Source organism: Flavobacterium psychrophilum (assembly GCA_001708385.1).
GTDB classification, from domain to species: domain Bacteria; phylum Bacteroidota; class Bacteroidia; order Flavobacteriales; family Flavobacteriaceae; genus Flavobacterium; species Flavobacterium psychrophilum_A.
The window spans coordinates 2,031,268-2,051,527 of record CP012388.1; the positions used below are offsets into that span (position 1 = coordinate 2,031,268).

Consider the following 20,260-nt stretch of genomic DNA (forward strand, 5'->3'; position numbering starts at 1 on the left):
TTAATTCGGGCCGCACCGTTTAAAGTGCGGCCGTTATTAATTTTTATCTGTAAATAGTGAAGTGTCCTACAAAGTCCCTGTCTTCTGCATCGCCAAGTTTTACCAGGTACCAGTAATCTCCGGTTGGCATTTCGTTGCCATCGTATTTACCGTCCCACACCTGACCCTGCCTTAGGGTAGCAAGTTTTCTTCCGTACCTGTCAAAAATATCTGTGTTGATATTAGGGTAGTTTTGTGTATTACCCGGTGACCATGTATCATTTTGTCCGTCACCATCCGGTGTCATAACATCCGGAATAATAATATCTACAAATACAGCATCTATAAAGGCTTCTGTAATACAGCCTCTGCTATCTGTTACCGTTACTAAAATCCTTCCGGTCCTGTAATACGTAAACGTGTTTTTAGTTCCGGTATCGTTACCGTCAAAAGTATAACGGTACAATCCTGATCCGCCAACAGCAGTTGCAGTTATCTGGTTCAGACCCCATTTAATAACCGAAAGGGCTAGTGCAGGTGCACTCTCTATAGTAAACTGCTCTGTAGTATCGCTACATCCGGTAACGGTATTTATAACCTCTACTACATATTTACCATCTTCCAGATTTGCGTACACATTAGTTGTCTGCGGAGGATAGTTACCCTTAGGCCCCGATATAATGTATGTAAGCTGAGATACCGGTATGTTATTGTTGGTAAGTACGGTTACTGTATTCTCCTCGCAATTATAATCTACGCGGGCACTTGCATTAATATCCATTGGCGCTGCAAGCGTTACACTTGTATTTGCAATACATCCGTTAGCATCCTGCACATAGATAGTATAGGTTTTACCTCCGTCAAGATTGTCAAACAAGTACTGATCTGTTACAAACGGACCTGCTGCATTTAAGCTGGTAGCGTATGGTGCAGTACCTCCCGTCGGATTAGCAAGTTCTATAGCTGCATCGTTATCATTAACACATATCTCCTCCTGAATAATTACAGGTGTAGAAAGTACTATTGCATCGGGCTGGCTAACTATTATACCGCCAACTTCGGTAAAGCATCCGTAAGCATCCTGTACTCTTATGATGTAAGCGTTAGATGCTGCCAAACCTGTAAACACATTAGAGTTCTGTAAATTACCAAACACTACCGGTGATACGCTTGCATCTGCAATTGCATACTTAAATGCTCCTGTACCACCACTTGCTGTAACTGTAATAGTTCCGTTTGCTTCTCCGTTACATTTAGCTGCAACACTAGCTGCCTGTGCTGTAACCGGAAGACGATCCTGAATTGTGAACGGATATGCTACTTCACAACCGTTTTTATGCCTAACGTATACTGTGTGCTGGCCAGATGGCACTTCGAACACATTATTTGCTGTAAACGGACCTGCCGGGCTTAATGAATAGGTCACATCACTAAGCGTAAGGCGAAGCTTAACCGTAACCGTATTAACCGGTACATTATTATCGCAACTCATCACTGTTTCTACATACGGATCTAAATTAACACCGCTTTCTACCGTTACTGTTGTTTTTACATAACAGCCAGCTGCATCCATCACATACACATCATAAACTCCTCCAATAAGGTTGTTGTAACTTGTTACCGGCTGGAAGTTATTTGGCGTTGGCGAATTAAGCGCTGTTAAATATGGCGGCGTACCACCTGTTATAGTAATATCTATACCACCATTTCTGTCCAGTATACATGTTTCCGGACGTACAGCTGTACTTGCAATAAGCAGTTTTTCTGCCGGTTGGTTTATGCGAAGTGTTGTAGTTTCAACACAGCCCATTGCATCTTTAACCCAAATAGTATAGTCTTTATCTCCCAGCAATTCGTCGAAAGAAGTATCGGTACCATAAATTGGTGTTGGCCATATATCCCATGTCAGGGCATATTGTAAGGCACCTGTACCACCTGTAGCATTTACGTTTACCACACCTGTATCTGTACCATTACAAGACACATCTGTTTTGGTGTAGCTGATAGTAATTGCAGCACGAGGGGCTACATTAAATAAAAGCTCTTCTGTACAGCCTGCACTATGCGTTACAGCGATAGTATGCTGTCCCGCAGCCATTGGCGTAACAGTACTATTGAATGTATTTGATGATTGCGTATAAACACCGTCAAGCGTATAGGTAACAGTACCTGTACTTGTTGGATTTACACTTACAACTACCTGTACATCTTCACAAACCTGTGTAACGTTTAACGATGCCTGAAGCTGAACACCATCGTTTATTGTTACAGCTATAGGCGCCCCAATGTGGCATCCGTTAGCATCTGTAACGTCAACAGTGTAGGTACCGCCATCAAGGCCTGCGTATGATAATTGACCATCTACATATGCAGCTCCGTTTAAACTGGTTGCATATGGTGCAGTACCTCCGGAAATGGTAATATCAATTTGTCCGTCATCATCATTAATACAGCTTTCGTGTGTTGGTGTTGCCGAAGCTACAAGTGCAGCTGCCGGGCCATCTACCTGATTACCGCTAAGCAGTACCTCACAGCCTATAGCGTCTTTAACGCTAATTGTATACATACCTGCTGCAAGATTTTCAAATACTGCCGATGGCTGGTAAGCACTAAACTGTAGCGGTGTTGTATCTTCATTAGCAATAGCATACTCAAGTGGATTTGTACCACCCGAAGCTGTTACTGTTATTTGTCCGGTAGTTTCGTCAAAGCACAGTACATGCACTATGTTGGCAACATTAGCCGTTACCGGAGCATGAGGTGCTATTGTAAACGGCACGGTTTGTATACAGCCGTTACTATGTTCTACTGACGCTACATAGTCACCTGCCGGAAGATCGACATTATTAAATGTGCCTGATGGTTGATAAGCTCCTCCGTCTATTGAATACATTATATCTGATGCCGGTATACCCGAAGCAATTGTTATTACAACATCGTTGTTTGGTGTATTGTTTACACAGTTAGGATTAACTGTTGCAACAGGCTGCATATTTACCCCGTTAACAATAACTACCGACTGTTGCGGAATTGTACAAGCAAATGCATCGGTTACATTAATTGTATGTGTACCATCTGCAAGATCTGTATAAGCGGTCTGATCCTGAATAAACGGACCTCCGTCAAGACTCGTGAAATATGGAGGTGTTCCGCCTGTTATACTTACAGTTATGCTTCCGTCATTACTATCAAAACAAGTCTCATCCGTATGGATAACATCTGCTGCCAGAGGGCCAAACGGTTCTGTAATAGTAACATCGTTAACCTCAATCTCACATCCTATAGCATCTTTAACTTTAAAATCGTAAGTACCCGGTGCAAGACCTGTAAACAGGTTAGAATCCTGGTAAACATAAAGCGGCGCCATAGCATATTGAACAGGAGCAGTACCTCCACTAACCGAGAGTGTAGCCTCTCCGGTGTCGTTACCGTAGCACGTTATATTTAATGTAGAAGTTCCCGTATGCATTAATGGCGTATGGTTTATAATGATAAACTCATCTATCTGCACACATCCGTTAGCGTGTTTAGCGTAAGCAGTATATGTACCTGCTGGCAGTCCAACATTTGTAAATGTATTTGATGTAAAGTAATCTGTACCGTTTATTGAGTATGTTACCGTACCTGTAACACCTGCAGCAATATTTACCAATACATCATTATTTGGTGCATTGTTTACACAATTTGGAGTTACTACTGCCGATGGCTGAATGTTAACACCATTTTGTATTACTTGCGTAAGCTGTGCTATCGCACAATCGTTAGCATCTTTCACATCGATAGTATAAGTACCGTCTGGAAGGGCGGCATATACAGTTGCTGTTGTATATTCTCCTTCATTAATACTTACTTCATAAGGTATTGTACCGCCTGTAATATTTACTGTTAAGGTACCATCGTTACCATCAAAACAAATTTCGTCTGTATGGGCCAACGTCGCTGCCAATGCTGCCGCCGGTTGTGTAACCGTTACAGATGTAGTTGTAACTTCGCAGGAAATTGCGTCTTTAACTTTTACATCGTAAGTTCCTGCCTCAAGTCCTGTAAACACATTAGATGACCCGTATACATAAGCAGGGCTTATAGCATATTGAAGCGGCGTTGTACCTCCTGTAGCCGTTACAGTAATTTCTCCTGTAGCCGCTCCAAAACATAACACATTTTCTGTAACTGCTGCCGTTGCATCAATTGGTGTATGTGCATCTATTGTGAATGCAGTTGTCTGCACACATGCGTTATCATGTTTAGCGTAAGCAGTATATGTACCTGCTGCCAGGCCAACATTGGTAAATGTATTTGAGGCAAAGTAATCTGTACCGTTTATTGAGTATGTTACCGTACCTGTAACACCTGCAGCAATATTTATTACTACATCATTATTTGGTGTATTGTTTACACAATTTGGAGTCACTACCGCCGATGGCTGCATATTAACACCATTTTGTATTACTTGTGTAAACTGTGCTATTGCACAATCGTTAGCATCTTTTACATCTATAGTATACGTATCGTCTGCCAGCGATGTAAATGTATGCGTTGTTCCTGTTACTGTTTCGTAAGCGTTACCGTTAAGGCTTATTTGATAAGGGGTTACACCACCTGTGATATTTAAAGTGATTATACCATCGTTACCATCAAAACAAATCTCATCAATATAATCCAACGTAGCTGCTAATGTTGCCTCCGGTTGTGTAATTGTAACCGATAGCTGCGTTTCGCAACCTACATTATCATCCATAACACTAATGGTATACGTACCTGCTGCAAGATCACTAAACACATTCGATGAGATGTAATCTGCAAATACAGGAGGTATCGCATCAGATATACTGTATAACAATGTCCCTGTGCCACCTGTAGCTGTAACTTCTATTACACCGTCTGTACCACCATAGCAAAGTACGTTAGCCGTTGCAGATGCGGTTGCTGTGATATTATCAGGGCTGGTAATCGTAAAGTTTAATGCCTGTTCACAGGTATTTTCATGCCTTACGATAATAGTGTGGCTGCCATCGGCAAGGTCAATAAACTCTGCTGTCAACGGATCCTGGAAAGCACCTCCGTCAAGCGAGTACTCTACATCGTCCTGTACATCCGGATTTACAAGTACAAACACAACATTACCTATTGTATTAGTATTACAGGTAGTTTGAATATCCAAAGATGCGTTAAGGGTTACACCTTCTTCGATCTCTACTGTTGTAGGGATAGCGAAAGTACAATCGTTGGCGTCTTTTACTTCTATTGTATAGTTGCCAGGTGTAAGGTCGGTGTAGGTCATATCTGTGGAGAAAGCATCCGTAGAACGGATTCTTGACTCATACGGACCTGTACCGTCCTGAGCGGTGATGGTGATTTTTCCATCGTTCGCACCGATACAAATTTCATTAGTCGGAACTGCTATAGCTGTAAGAGCAGCTGTTGGTTCGGTAACGGTTACAACCGTAGTTGTAAACTCGCAACCAATACTGTCTTTTACACGGATAACATATTCACCTGCGGTAAGGCCGGTAAACTCTTTATCGTCTTGGTATGTTCCAAAAGCAGGTGGGGTTGTATTTTTTGAGATTGAATATTGTAATGTCCCTGTAATTCCACCTGTAGCTGCTACATTCTATAACACCATTTGTACCGCCATAGCAAAGTACAGCTGCTGTTGCCGATGCGTTTGCACTAACAGGTACCAGGTTGTTAATCGTAAATGGCACTTCGAAAATACAACCATTAGTATGTTTTACATACACAATGTGAGATCCTCCATCTGTAAAGTTAACATTCGTTTATTGTGCTTGTAGCTAACCTGGTGCAGTACTGTCAAGAGAGTAAGTTACATCTGCTACCAACACATGGGTTTACATCTATTGTTACGATCAGTACCCGGTACATTAGCTGTACATACCTCCTCAATTATTAGCGTCGACGCCTGAATGTCAACACCTTCTTCAATTTCTATTGCTGCAGGGATGAGATATAGTACAATCGTTTGCATCTTTTACCTCTACTGTATAGCTGCCGGGTGTAAGGTCGGTGTAGACAGTTGCTGTTGTATAAGTTCCTCCATTAATACTTACTTCATAAGGTATGGTTCCCCCTGTAATATTTACAGTCAGCGTACCATCGTTACCATCAAAACAAATCTCGTCGGTATGGGCCAATGTAGCCGCCAATGCTGCCGCCGGTTGTGTAACCGTTACAGATGTAGTTGTAACTTCGCAAGATATTGCATCTTTAACTTTTACATTGTAGGTACCTGCCTCAAGTCCGGTAAACACATTAGACGACCCGTATACATAAGCAGGGCTTATAGCATACTCAAGCGGTGTTGTACCTCCGGTAGCCGTAACAGTAATTTCTCCTGTAGCTGCTCCAAAACATAATACATTTTCTGTAACTGCTGCCGTTGCATCAATTGGTGCATGTTCATCTATCGTGTATGTAGTTGCCTGCACACATCCGTTAGCATGCTTAACATAAGCAGTATATGTACCAGATGTCAGGCCAACATTTGTAAATATATTTGAGGCAAAGTAATCTGTACCGTTTATTGAGTATGTTACCGTACCTGTAACACCTGTCGCAATATTTATCACTACATCATTATCTGGCGCATTGTTTACACAATTTGGAGTTACTACTGCCGATGGCTGCATGTTAACACCATTTTGTATTACTTGTGTAAACTGTGCTATTGCACAATCGTTAGCATCTTTTACATCTACAGTATAGGTCCCGTCAGGAAGTGAGGTAAACTCATGTGTTGCTGATACTGTTTCGTAAACATCACCATTAAGGCTTATTTGGTAAGGTTCAGTTCCACCTGTAATATCTACAGTGATTGTACCATTCTCATCATCAAAACATATTTCATCGGTATGAGCCAACTTAGCTGCTAATGCTGCCGCCGGTTGTGTAATTGTAACCGATAGCTGCGTTTCGCAACCTACATTATCATCCATAACACTAATGGTATACGTACCTGCTGCAAGATCACCAAACACATTCGATGAGATGTAATCTGCAAATACAGGAGGTGTCGCATCAGATATACTGTATAACAATGTCCCTGTGCCACCTGTAGCAGTAACCTCTATTATACCGCCTGTACCACCATAGCAAAGTACGTTAGCCGTAGCTGATGCAGATGCCGTGATATTATCAGGGCTGGTAATCGTAAAGTTTAGTGTCTGTTCACAGGTATTTTCATGCCTTACGATAATAGTGTGGCTGCCATCGGCAAGGTCAATAAACTCTGCTGTTAACGGATCCTGGAAAGCACCGCCGTCAAGAGCGTATTCCACATCATCCTGTACATCCGGATTTACAAGTACAAACACAACATTGCCTATTGTATTACTATTACAGGTAGTTTGAATATCTAAAGATGCGTTAAGGGTTACACCTTCTTCGATCTCTACTGTTGTAGGGATAGTGAAAGTACAATCGTTGGCGTCTTTTACTTCTATTGTATAGCTGCCGGGTGTAAGGTCGGTGTAGGTCATATCTGTGGAGAAAGCATCCGTAGAACGGATTCTTGACTCATAAGGACCCGTACCGTCCTGAGCGGTGATGGTGATTTTTCCATCGTTCGCACCGATACAAATTTCATTAGTCGGAACTGCTATAGCTGTAAGAGCGGCTGTTGGTTCGGTAACGGTTACAACTGATGTAGTAAACTCACAACCAATACTGTCTTTTACACGAACGATATATTCACCTGCGGCAAGTCCGGTAAACACATTAGACGGCCCGTACACATAAGCAGGGCTTATAGCATACTGAAGCGGCGTTGTACCTCCTGCAGCCGTTACAGTAATTTCTCCTGTAGCTGCTCCAAAACATAATACATTTTCTGTAACTGCTGCCGTTGCATCAATTGGTGTATGTGCATCTATAGTGAACGTAGTTGTCTGCACACATCCGTTATCATGCTTAACATAAGCAGTATATGTACCTGCTGTCAGGCCAACATTTGTAAATATATTTGAGTTAAAGTAATCTGTACCGTTTATTGAATACATTACATTACCTGTAACACCTGCAGCGATATTTATCGCTACATCATTATTTGGCGCATTATTTACACAATTTGGAGTTACTACCGCCGACGGGTTTACATCTATTGTTACAATAGTACCCGGTACATTAGCTGTACATACCTCCTCAATTTTAGCGTCACCCTGAATGTCAACACCTTCTTCGATCTCTATTGCTGTAGGGATAGTGTAAGTACAATCGGTTTGCATCTTTTACCTCTACTGTATAGCTGCCCGGTGTAAGGTCGGTGTAGGTCATATCTGTGGAGAAAGCATCCGTAGAACGGATTCTTGACTCATACGGACCTGAACCGTCCTGCGCGGTGATGGTGATTGTTCCATCGTTCGCACCAATACAGATTTCATTAGTAGAAACTGCCGTAGCTATAAGAGCAGCTGTTGGCTCTATAATAGTTTTTGTGATAACAATTTCACAACCTATGCTGTCTTTTACACTGATAGTATAATTTCCTGCCGGAAGGTTTTCAAAAACATCCTCAATTCCATAGTCGCTATCGACGAATACCGGAGCAACCTCATCAGAAATTGCAAACTTTATAGGCGCTGTTCCGTAAGAAGCTGTTACAGTTATTTTTCCTGTGGCTTCACCGTAACAAAGCACTTCTGTAGTAACATCTGCCGTAGCTGTTAAAGCATCGTAATCTGTTAAAACAAAGTCATCTGTTTTTATACAAATAAGTCCGTCACCGTCAGTATGTCTTATATGGGCTGTATGTGTACCCGCGGCAAGGGATACGTTTAAAAATTCGTTAGATGGCTGGTAAGTTGTACCATCTATAGAATATTCAACATTTGTAGTATCTACAGCAGAATTTATAGTAATTGTTACATTGTTTGCAGGTGTATTATTATCACATGTTACACTTACCTCTGCCGATGGCTGTAGGTCTACACCTTGTAATATTTCATTATCAATAGGTGGATTAAGCGAACAACCATTTTCGTCTTTTACGTAGATTGTACTCGTTCCTGCCGGAAGACCTTCTAATAAATAAGTAGATCCTGTTACCGGCACGTAAGGGCCGTTTTCATCAAGGCTAATTACATAGTCACCTGTACCACCTTTTATGCTAACAGCTATTGTTCCGTCGTTAGCACCTAAACAGGTTTCGTTAGTAACTTTGGTTACATTCGCTTCTATTTCTTTAGGTTCTTTTATCTCTACCCTATGTATCTCGAAACAGCCGTTAGCGTCCTGTGCAATAACATCATAGAATCCTTCTTTAAGGAACTGGAAAACGTTAGTATCTACAAACTCATTAAGGTTTGGAGAAATGGCGTATTGTACCTTGCCCGTACCACCTGTAGTTGTAATTGTAATCTTTCCGTTAACTTCTCCAAAACAAACAATATCTGTAGCTTGAGGTGTCACTACAAACGGTTCCGGTTCTTCTATAATCACATCTGCCGAAGTAGCATCGCAATCGCCGCTTTTTACTAAAATACGGTAAGTGCCTTTAGAAAGTCCCGGGAATACACCGCTTGGTTGATAAGCTGTTGTAGTATTTGCTGTTACATTGTAAAGAGCATACTCATAATTGCCAAGCCCAGCCGTTGCTACGGCTGAAATTTCGGCTGAATTTTCTCCTGCACAGTTAATTACTGCGCCTGCAAAGTTTAGTTTAATGTTTATAGGTTGTACAGCAGGTATTGCAACCGAATTGGTAAATACTGCAGTACAATCATTAGCATCTTTAACTAGGTATTTGTAAGTGCCACTTGCAGTTATATCTATAGTACTGGTGTCGCCATTGGTAAACGCTGTATATGTACCATTAACTGTTGTGCTATAGCGATATGGAGCAGTGCCTCCGGTTGCCGAGATAATTAGCTGGGCATCAGTATCACAAGTAAAGCCCTTGTCTAATGAGAGTCCCACTACAAGAGGTTCGGGCTGGTTAATAGTAACTTTAGTTGTCTCTACATCACAACTCCATCCATCGGTTACTATAATTGAGTAAATTCCTGCACGAAGGTCTGTAAACACAGGGCTCGTTTGTCCGCCTGTCGTTGTTGCAATTGCAGTGCCGGCAATATCGTAGGTATTAAGCGCATATTGGTATACACCACGCCCTCCTGATACATTGGTGGCCTGAACTGTTATACCACCATCGCCGTAACACGATACATCGGTATCAGAGGCTATAATATTAGCAGTAATCGGTGTCGGGCGAACCAGGTCAACCGTTTCGCTGTATTCGCAACCACTACTGTCTTTAACTGTAAGTGTATAACTTCCTTCTTCAAGTGCTGTAAATGCACTATTGAAATCAAAATCCTGAACCAATTCGTAAAAAGGTATCGTTCTTTCCAGCTTATACTGATACGTACCCCAGCCTCCTTTAGCCTGTGCCGAAATTTCACCTTTGTCATTACTACAGGTAACATTTGCAGTTATAATAGACGGAAGATTTAACGGTTCTGCCGGAGATGGTACTGTAATTATTGCTGTATCGGCAGAACAGAATGGCGTATCGGTAGCTATTATCCTTACGAATAAATTGCCCGCAGGTACACCGTTAATTTCAAACGGATTAACCGCGAAATCGCCTGTGCCGCTTGCTACGTTTGTTGTTCCGTTGTACACTTCATAATTATAAGCACCCGTATAACCCGATACGTTTATCGTGATCGAACCGTCGCTTGCGCCATAACAATTTACAGCCGTAGCGCTAACAGCTTCTACTTCTATAGTATTAAATGGTGCGATGGTATGTGTTAGGGTTTTTGTACAATCTGTATCAAGGTCGGTAACTTTAAAAGTATATGTTCCTACTTCTGTAAGTGTAAATCTCGATTTACGTACATCAGGAACAGGTAAAGCTGTACCCAATGTTCCCGAAGGCAGCATTTCGAATTTAAAGTTGCCTGAGCCACCTGACACTGCAACCTCAACAAGTGCATCATTTGTACACGTCATAGCAGTTACCGTGTTAAGGGTAAATGTACCCATTGCAGGAAGCGGATCTATATTAAAGTTATAAGAATTAACGCAGTTGTTGGCATCTTTTACGTAGACCGTCACACTTTGAGTGCTTCCGTTATCTATTACTTCAAAAGTATTAGACGTTATATAATTACTACCATCCCTGCTGTATCTGTAAGTACCTTTTCCTCCTGTTGCTGTAATAGTAACAAGAGATGTTTTTACGGTATTGTCTGTAGCACATTCAAATGCTGTAGCTGTAGCATTGGCAACCAGTGCATCCGGTTCTCCTACAGTTATTGCTACATCTTTTGTACATTTTTTGCCCGATGTTACCGTGACAATATAATCATCTGCCTCAAGGCCTGTAAATACCGGGTTATTAACATTATTGTGTGTATATGTACCGGCAACATTCGCTATACTATATGTATATGGAAGATCTGTACTAGTCACATCCAGTTTAGCTGTAACAGTACCTGTATTGCCACCGTTACAAATAACATCTGTTTTTGTAAGCGTAAAATCTACCTCGATGGCTTTTTCAAGGGTTACATCTGCCTGAGCAGTACAGTTTGTAGTAGTATCATGTATAATAACGGTATAATCTCCCGCTTTTAAACCTGTAAAAATATTAGACGGCTGTGCTGCCACTGTAACAGCACCCTGCAACTCGTATTCGTAGTTTGCTGTCGCAGAACCACCAATACCTGTCACCGTTATTTCGCCATCGTTATCATCACAAGTTGGTTGTGTAGATACCGATGCCATAAGGTCTAACGGTTCATGTATGATTACGTCTGCCGCCTGGAATATACATCCATTACCATCTTTTATTCTTATTTGATACGTACCTGAAGTAAGGTTATCATAGGTAAAGGTATCGGCCTTAGCCTGGAAAGCGGCTCCATTTATGCTATATGTAAATGGTGCCGGACTTGCGTTACTAGTTCTTGCTACATTAATCGTGTAGCTTCCATCTTCGGTATTACACTGTGTAGCTACAGATGCAGTTACTACAGGTGTAGCGTCCAGAGGTACAAAAATATCTGCTTTTACAATACAGTTATTAGCATCTTTTATGTAAGCATCATAATTTCCGCTATTTCTCTTAAACATATTGGTAGAAACCCATGTAGTAGGCTGAGGAGCTCCATCGATTACAACCTGATAGCTATAATCACCTGCACCACCCTGGCCTGTAATCGTTATTTCGCCGGAATTAGGATTACAATTTGCGTTTTTAGCTTCTGCATTAACTAATAATTCGTTTACAGATTCGGTAATTGTAAATTGTGCGGAAGCCATTTTACAGCCTGCATGCAGACCCCCAACTTCCTGGAACTGGATGTAATAAACACCCGGTGTCAATCCAGTTAATGTATCGGTTATAGTACCTGACGGGGTTAATGTTGCATCCTGTATCCCTGTAACAGCTGTATTAGACTGTGCCCTATATACCTGATATGTTACCTGCGAAGCACCACTATCAAATCCACTAAAGTTGAATATTACATTACCGTTACCCGCACCTTTACAGGCAACATCGTTTACAGCAAGTATATTAACTACCAGATCAGATGGTGTAACATCAGTAATTTTAGCCGTTTCAAAGTAGTGACAACGTGTATCCTTATCATATACAACAAACGTATAGATTACTCCAGGAACAAGACCTGTAAACGAAGCTGTTCTAGGTGCATCGTCAGGATCATCAGCCTGTTTCCAGTCTGTAGAGTAAGGGTATTCATTTGTCTCCAGTATAGCAAATTCGTAATTATCACTAGTTATTGCCGCACCAACAGTTACAACCGCTTTACCTCCACCTGCACAGGTAGATGGCCATGTAGTGTCTATATTAATGTCAAGCTGATTAGGAGGCGAAGCCATGATAATATTCTGCTTAACAGCGGTACAGCCGTTAGCATCTTTTATAACAACCTGATAAATACCGTAATTTAAAATTATAAACTCATGGGAAGCTGTAGATGTAGTTACCGGAACAGCAGAGTATCCAAAATTGTTAGTAAGTTCATAGGTGTACGGAGCTGTACCCCCTGCAACAGTATGTATCCTGATTTTTCCGGCAGAAATATTTGTTCCCGGATTATCAGGATCTTCAATACAACGAATGTTGTCTTCTGTTGTAAGGAAAGTTATAGCTGGAAGCTCTGTAATAGATGCAGTATCGGTAACGCTACAGCCATTGCTATCGGTAACTTTTACCGTATAATCTCCTGCCGGAAGCCCCGTTGTCTGTGTACCATAATCGTGAGTGGCAGTGCTAACGTTAATTACATAAGGAGCAAGGCCTTTGGTTGTATCTATATCAACTTGTATAGCACCTGTACTGGCTCCATTACATAATATATTAGTTGGTTTAAGTAACGTTATTTCCGGCTGGCTTAACTGCGGAACATTAATTGCGCTCGTTTCTACCGTACATCCGGCAGCATCTATAATCTTTATTTTGTAATCGCCAAAATCGGCAGGGGCAATATCAAGAGTTACAGTAGCACTGCCCGCTGTAATTAGCGATCCGTAAGCACCTCCGTTTAGGTTACTGTTAGATACCTGGTACTTGTAAGGAGCTTTACCTCCTGTTATAGTTGCTTCAACCACTGCCCTATTATCTGGAGCAGGTTCACAATCAAAGGCTGTTTTTAAGTCTCCGCTAACCAATAATCGGTTGTTTATATCAAACTGCACATCATCCGTACAGTTGTTGGCATCCAGTACTGTGATTGTATAGCTTCCCGGTACAAGGCCTGCAAAAGTTTCAGATGCCTGATAAGTAGTACCTCCGTTAATACTGTATCTAAAAGGTGCTTTACCCGTTCCTGCATTTACTGCAACTGTAGCCGAAGCGCCATCGGCATCATAACATAAATCTGTTGATGCTGTAACTATTGATACTACCGGAGAAACGGCAGCATTTAATGTAATAGTAGCAGAATAAGGGCATCCGTTAAGGTCTTTTACTTCAAGTTCATACGTGCCGTTAGCCAGGTCTGTAAATTCAGGGTTAGATTGTGTTATGGTAGTTGTACCATTTGAAAGTATGTAAGTATAGTTACCCCATCCATTTGTTGCATTAACAGTAATACTACCACCAGTAGTACACGTAGGTTGCACTACAGTCTCGGTTACTGATAAGGCTGATAGAGGAGCATCTATTGTAATTGTAGCATCGTCTGTACATTTTGTTACAGGGTCTTGTACTGTAACAGTATAGGTTCCGGCGGCAAGATCTGTAATGGTAATTGTAGCATTTGTTTCGCCTGTAACAGCAGGAACGGCAGTGCCGGGTCCTGTTGCTATAACTGTATAATCATACGTTGCAGCACCACCTACTGTAAAAGTAAGCGAGCCATTTGTATCACCAAGGCATTCTATATCTTTTATCTTTTGCGCAGTAACCGTAACAGGCGTTATAGGGTCTATTACATAGTTTTGTGTATACACACAGCCTTTGGCATCGGTAACTTCAAAAGTATAGGTATCTGCATCCAATCCTGTAAACAGAGGGTTAGACGTATTGTCTACCTCTTTACCTGCAGGTGCAATAATTTTATATGTTAACGCTCCGAAACCACCTGTAGCCGCAAGGGTAACATCTGATGTAAGCGAAGGGCATTCTACATCGGTTGCCGTAAAGGTAATGGCAGTTACGGGGGTTAAAGGATCAACGGTTATAGCAGGAGTTTGTATTGTACATCCACTTGCATCTTTTACCGTAACTTTATACGTACCCGCAGTAAGTCCGGTAAACGTAGTGGTGCCGGCAAAGGCAGTACCATTAATGCTATATGTATAAGGAGCTGTACCTCCCGATACCGTAGAAGCATCAAAAGATATGGTTGCAGTCGTAGTACATGTATATTGCTGTATTACTGTTGCTGCACCAACCACTAATGCAGCCGGCTCTGTAATGGTAAAGTTTACCGGAAACTTACAGGTATTATTGCTGCCTGTCTGTACAACATTTACAATATAATCTCCTGCTGTAAGGCCGGTAAACTGCCCTGTCGCATTGGTCTTAAGTATTGTTTCAGGATCTAATGGGTCAACTAACTCAAAAGATATAGCGTGTGCACCAGTTGCTGTTATTGCAAACGTAATACTCCCATCTGTACCTCCCTGGCATAAAATATTTTGAGATGTATATGTATATTTTACTCCCGGTACATTTTCTATAATTACAGGTTCAGAAATTGCTGTACAGCCGTTGGCATCTTTAACAATAAATACATATTTGCCAATTTCTGCCAATTCAACCTCAGCCGGATTTATTAATATATAATCCTCTAATTGCGGATCCTTAAGAACATCATTAAAACTATATATGGCATAAGTAAATGGCGACTTACCACCTGTAACTTCAAAGTTTACAAGACCGGGATCGCACGATACATGAGGGCGTACATATGCAGTTATTTGCGGATTGCTGTAATCATTTATTACAAAAGTGTTGGTATAGGTACAGTCATCCGTTGTTACTTCAACATAATAAGAACCGGGAAGAAGATCGTCAAACGAATAAATATTACTCGCCTGAGGTCCTATTGGTCCTATTTGTATATTGTTAGGCCCACCTTTAAGCAGGTACGTATATTCCGGTTTTACGTCTAATACCCTTAACGTAATACTTCCGGGTAATACACACGTTTTGTCGGTAACAACTGGTACAACTCTTATTGCTCTGGATTGTACACCAATATCTTTAAGCTTAAACTCACAACCGATAGATCCCGCAGGCACATCGGTTTGTTTTATTTCTACGGTATAGACGCCAAGCGCAGAAACGGGAAATACCGGATTAGTATTTGGATAATCTACAAGCACAGTTCCTGTATCCTGATCAAGAAGTCTTATCTGATAATTTTGAGCAGGAACACCCAAAACTTTTATCTCTCCAGGATTACCACAAATAACATCTTTAACCTCTATAGTTGGGTTAAGAAGGTTTTTAGAAACCTTAAAATAGTAATAGCTGCGACAGCCATTCTGGTCAACTTCTATACGATATTCACCATCGTTTTCAACAGTATAGTTTGGCCCTGTAAAAACGGTATTCCATCCGGTCATACATTGGTTTTGCGGACATGGATCCGGAAGGCTTACATTACAACCAGGCGCTGTTTTATCAAGTTTTTGCCATCTTACAGTACCCGAAGAAATATTACTTGGTATAAAGCGACTGTCGTTAAAGCCACATAAAAATATCTTCGGAATTAAAAGATTATTATTTTCGCACCTTTCCTCTTTATCTGCAACGGCTGCAACAGGATTAATTAAAGAAAGGTCATTAAAATTCTTTACTGTAATGTATTCTTCTGTTCCTACAAGACAAGGTGCAATTGGTGTTGTTTTTACATAATATTCACCGGGCACTGTAACCGTTATCTGTTGTGTATTGCCCATAGGGATATCATTTGCAGTATTTCCGCCAGGATCTTTTAAATACCATTCATATTGTCCATATCCGGCTCCGGCACTAATATTTAAAGTTCCGCCACAAATAATTTCCGACCTTCTAAATTCGCATCGGGAAATATCTACTATAAAGTTTGCAGGCCCTTCTTCCGGCCTATTACAGGCACCAATACCGGCAACGCTGGGGTCATCTGAAATAACGTTAGAGTTCTTTATACCACTATAGGTTGCATATGCAATATTTGCAATCCTGTTCGCACAGGCATCTGTAAAGTCGTTGCAGTTTTCTGCTACTTTTACTTCAATTATTATATAATGCTCGCCGTTCCCACTTTCTTTAGTAACATATTTATCGGGTATTGAAATGATAATTTCACCCGGAACTGCACCCGGAACATAAGAAGCATCGGGCACATCGCTAAAATTTACCGATCTTAAACTTGTATTTGGCGGCAATACATCTTTTATTGTAAAATTATGAGCGTCATCTTTCCCTGTATTATTAAACGTCAGCTTATACTGTAAAACCCATCCAAGATCTACATTTTTTCCTGCCCAGTTTTCACCACTTGGTCTCTGTACCGTCTTTACAATTGTAATATCTGGTTCAATAACGTCTATACTTAATGCATTAAAGAACATGTAGTAACTATCTCCACTTGATGTTATTTCAACTGTCGCAGACGTTGCCGAATTGGGTATAACCCCTGAATCCAGTTTTATAATATCCGAATCATACCCTAGTGTATTCACACTTTTTGGTGTTCTGTCTGAGAAATTTACAGACTGGTCCAGCGCATCAAGTACCGTAATACTGCTATTGAAAAAGTTATTTTGCGGATTTTTATCGTTCTTAAGCGTTGTGAAACCAGTAGAGTTACCCGCTTTTATTCTAAGCCTGTCACCAGTAATCCTATTGTCGCCCTCTAAGGCAGCGGCTATCATTTTAGCATTAACCGGCTGAGGAGCCGGTACAGTAATGAACCCGTTATAATCAATATTCACTGCACCAAGGTTTTCATGTACACCAGCAAAGCCGTCAAATGACGTAATATACTTACCCGGCATTGAAGGGTTTTCATATATCACAAATAATGTCCATCCTCCCGAAACACCACCGGAAACTTTTCCCTGACTAGACTTTATGTTTGCGACTGTATACTCGCCATTAGGATTTGTTAGTGTAGAAAGGTAACTCGTTACATCTGCGTAGCAGGCATATACTCCATTACTGCCAAAAGCAGGGGTGTTGTAACCGTTGTAAATTACATTTCCGGTAATATTCTGATAAGCACCGTTTTTAACCTTAAACTTTATCTTGGTAATATCTTCCCTATTGCTGGTATTAGCATAAGTTGCCGACCAGTATAATGCTGCATATACTACCTTACTACACAAAGGGTCTGGTATAGACAATGTAGCCTTACTTGAGCTGGTAGTACTATTATCGTTATCAATATCAATATAGTACATGTCTACATTGTCATTATATGACGAATTATCCCCTGTTGTATTATAGGAATTGTTGGGACTACCGTTTACATTCCTGTTTACAATATTATTGGCAATCATTGTCATATCGCCCTTAATTGTGTACTGTTTTCTTTTAGAAAAGTTTACCGGCACTTGTGCCTGTACAGCAAAACAAGACAATAATACCCCCAGTAGGATGGTTATCCTTAACTTTTTTAGTGTAAGATGATGCATTGGGTTTTTGGTAGTTTTTAGGTGTTTCTTGGTGTTTTCTTTTTGATATTCTTTAGTGTTAGTTGGTATTGATGCTCATAATCCAAATCGAGTCAAAATAAGTATTGTCTACGTTTGAATAGTACGAGATCAGTGCCTCCCGCCAGGTGTAGTGTTTTTTTAAGTACACATACCTGAAATTGTTTTTAGGATTTAAAAATATCCCGGCTTTTAAACCTCTTTCGCCCATTTTGTTGACGAAATTCTCTGCGTTTTCCTGTCCCGAAAACACATTGGCTATAATATAAAAGCCCGGTTCCATGCCTTCAACCGACAGCCTGTTCACTTTCTTAACAGTTTCCCTTGGCTTTGCGGTTTTGCCTGAATAAAATTCTTTAATATCCTCTTCCGTTTTTAAAGATTCTTCTTTAATATCACGCGGGTGGGATAACGAAAATAGTCCCTCCCGTGGTTTTTCGGGTGTTGCCGATGAAGTATTTTTAACTCCTTCTTTTGCCTCCGATCCGGTCTCTGCTGCTATATCGCGAGGCCTTGATAATGAGATCGAGGTTTCCCTCGGCTGGTTTTTTTGTGGGGTTTCATTTTGTAAGGTGTTTGTTATTGGTTTGTTATTACTTTCGTTTATCTGTTCTTCCAGTTCCGGGTTAGGGTTGTTATCTACGTGTACTATATACACACCCTTTTCTTTACCCGACTCCCTTTTCTTTCCGGCAGTATTTGCAGCTTCGGTAAACGTTTTACGCTTTTCTATTTTTACTGCTTTGTCGCTGTCTTTTGCCTTAATGTCTTTGGAAACTATATAGTATCCGTCTTCGGCATGTTTAAGATCTTCAAGCGTTTTAGGGTCGGCAATCCTTTTTCCCTGCTTGATATTTTTAAGTTCCAGCGGTTTGTTTTCTCCTGCCTGTTCTTTGGCTGCCTTTTCCTTTTCGGCATATTCCTTAAGGTTTTTTACCTTTTGGTCAAACTCAGTTTTTCGTATTTTAGCTACCGAATCTTCTTTTATTAAAGCATCTATAAGATGCTGGTTATCGCTGTCCATATCCAGTTTAAGCTTCTCCAGTTCTGCTTTCCTGTCAAAAGAAGCATCTGCTTTTTCGGCTGCAGCTATAGAATCTCTTTTTACCTCGATAGAGTCTTTAGGTTTTATAAGATCTTCTTTCAGTTTTTCCTCAATCGCGGCCAGTGTATCTTTAGGCTTATTTTGTTCTTCAAGCAGTTGTTTCTTTGCTACTTCCCTGTCTTTAAAGGCAAAAATCATTGTGATTTCGTGCGTTGGCCCCAGGTTTACCAATCCTTCTTTGGTTGTCCTTTCAAACGTATATCCTAAAGAAAGTCTTTTGGTAAAATGAAAACCTGCTCCTATAGCTACCCCATAATAATCGTCTATACCTGTCTGAAGCCATCCGAAACTTGGAAAGTTTGCCATTAACGAACCGCCAAGCCCAAACCCGAATTCTTCGCTTGTTTTACCGCGAAGCATCAGCCTTAGATCGCTGTCTTTAAAAAGATCTTTACCATTGGCAATTGGGTAGGTGTACATAAAATGACCTGAGTAGGTTTTGTTTGTAAACAGCTTTGCCATACCTGCCGATTTAAAATCGTAATCCACAAAATTCTCGGCATAAAAACCAACATCAAAACCTTTGTAGCCCACATTGATACCCGGCTTTATGCTTACCAGAGAATTATTTCGCATGGCCATAAGCACCGGATCAGGCTCTTCGGTAATTGTCCTGTTCTTATCGATACCACTGTTATAATACGCTACGTTAAAGCCCAGCGTAACATTAAACTTATCTTTAATTTTTACGTTATAGGCATAGTTGGCAATACCGCCAAAACTGCTTATAACACCCAGCCTTTGCTGATAGATACCAAACCCAAAACCGGCTCTATCGGTAAATTTGCCGTTGTACGACAGCATGTACATTTTAGGAGAATCGTCATACTGTACCCACTGGTTACGGTGGTACAGGGTTATATAAGTATTGTCTTCCCTAACAAAAGAAAAAGCAGGGTTTACCAAAAACCTGTTATATCTTACATTGTTTTGGTACGGAACGCTAAAGGTTAGCACAGGGGCATCCTGCGCATTTAAAATATTAAATGCACTTATAAATAACAGAAGCAGTAAGGCAGCGTATTTTTTTATCAT

Annotated in this window: 4 protein-coding genes; all 4 read right to left on the reverse strand. The window is 40.9% G+C overall.

Going from position 1 to position 20,260, the window contains the following annotated elements; genetic code table 11:
- Window positions 1-43 precede the first annotated feature (43 nt).
- Window positions 44-5,260 carry a hypothetical protein gene (locus tag ALW18_08905; protein AOE52616.1) on the reverse strand — a complete coding sequence of 1,739 codons (5,217 nt, stop codon included), beginning with the start codon at window positions 5,258-5,260 and terminating at the stop codon, window positions 44-46.
- Window positions 5,261-5,921: 661 nt separating this feature from the next.
- The gene (locus ALW18_08910) at window positions 5,922-8,222 is read right to left on the reverse strand and encodes a hypothetical protein (protein AOE52617.1); all 2,301 of its coding nucleotides are present in this window, start codon (window positions 8,220-8,222) and stop codon (window positions 5,922-5,924) included.
- On the reverse strand, window positions 8,164-18,021 hold the full coding sequence (locus tag ALW18_08915) for a hypothetical protein (protein AOE52618.1): 9,858 nt from the start codon (window positions 18,019-18,021) through the stop codon (window positions 8,164-8,166). The genes ALW18_08910 and ALW18_08915 overlap by 59 nt, the downstream gene beginning before the upstream one ends.
- 139 nt (window positions 18,022-18,160) lie before the next feature.
- Window positions 18,161-20,260, reverse strand: a complete 2,100-nt coding sequence (locus ALW18_08920; protein ID AOE52619.1) for a hypothetical protein — start codon at window positions 20,258-20,260, stop codon at window positions 18,161-18,163.

Excerpts from the sequence above, each read along its gene's own strand:
- ALW18_08920 (AOE52619.1), bottom strand. The coding sequence starts at position 20,260 with ATGATAAAAAAATACGCTGCCTTACTGCTTCTGTTATTTATAAGTGCA.
- ALW18_08910 (AOE52617.1), bottom strand. The coding sequence starts at position 8,222 with ATGCAAACCGATTGTACTTACACTATCCCTACAGCAATAGAGATCGAA.
- ALW18_08905 (AOE52616.1), bottom strand. The coding sequence starts at position 5,260 with ATGACCTACACCGACCTTACACCTGGCAACTATACAATAGAAGTAAAA.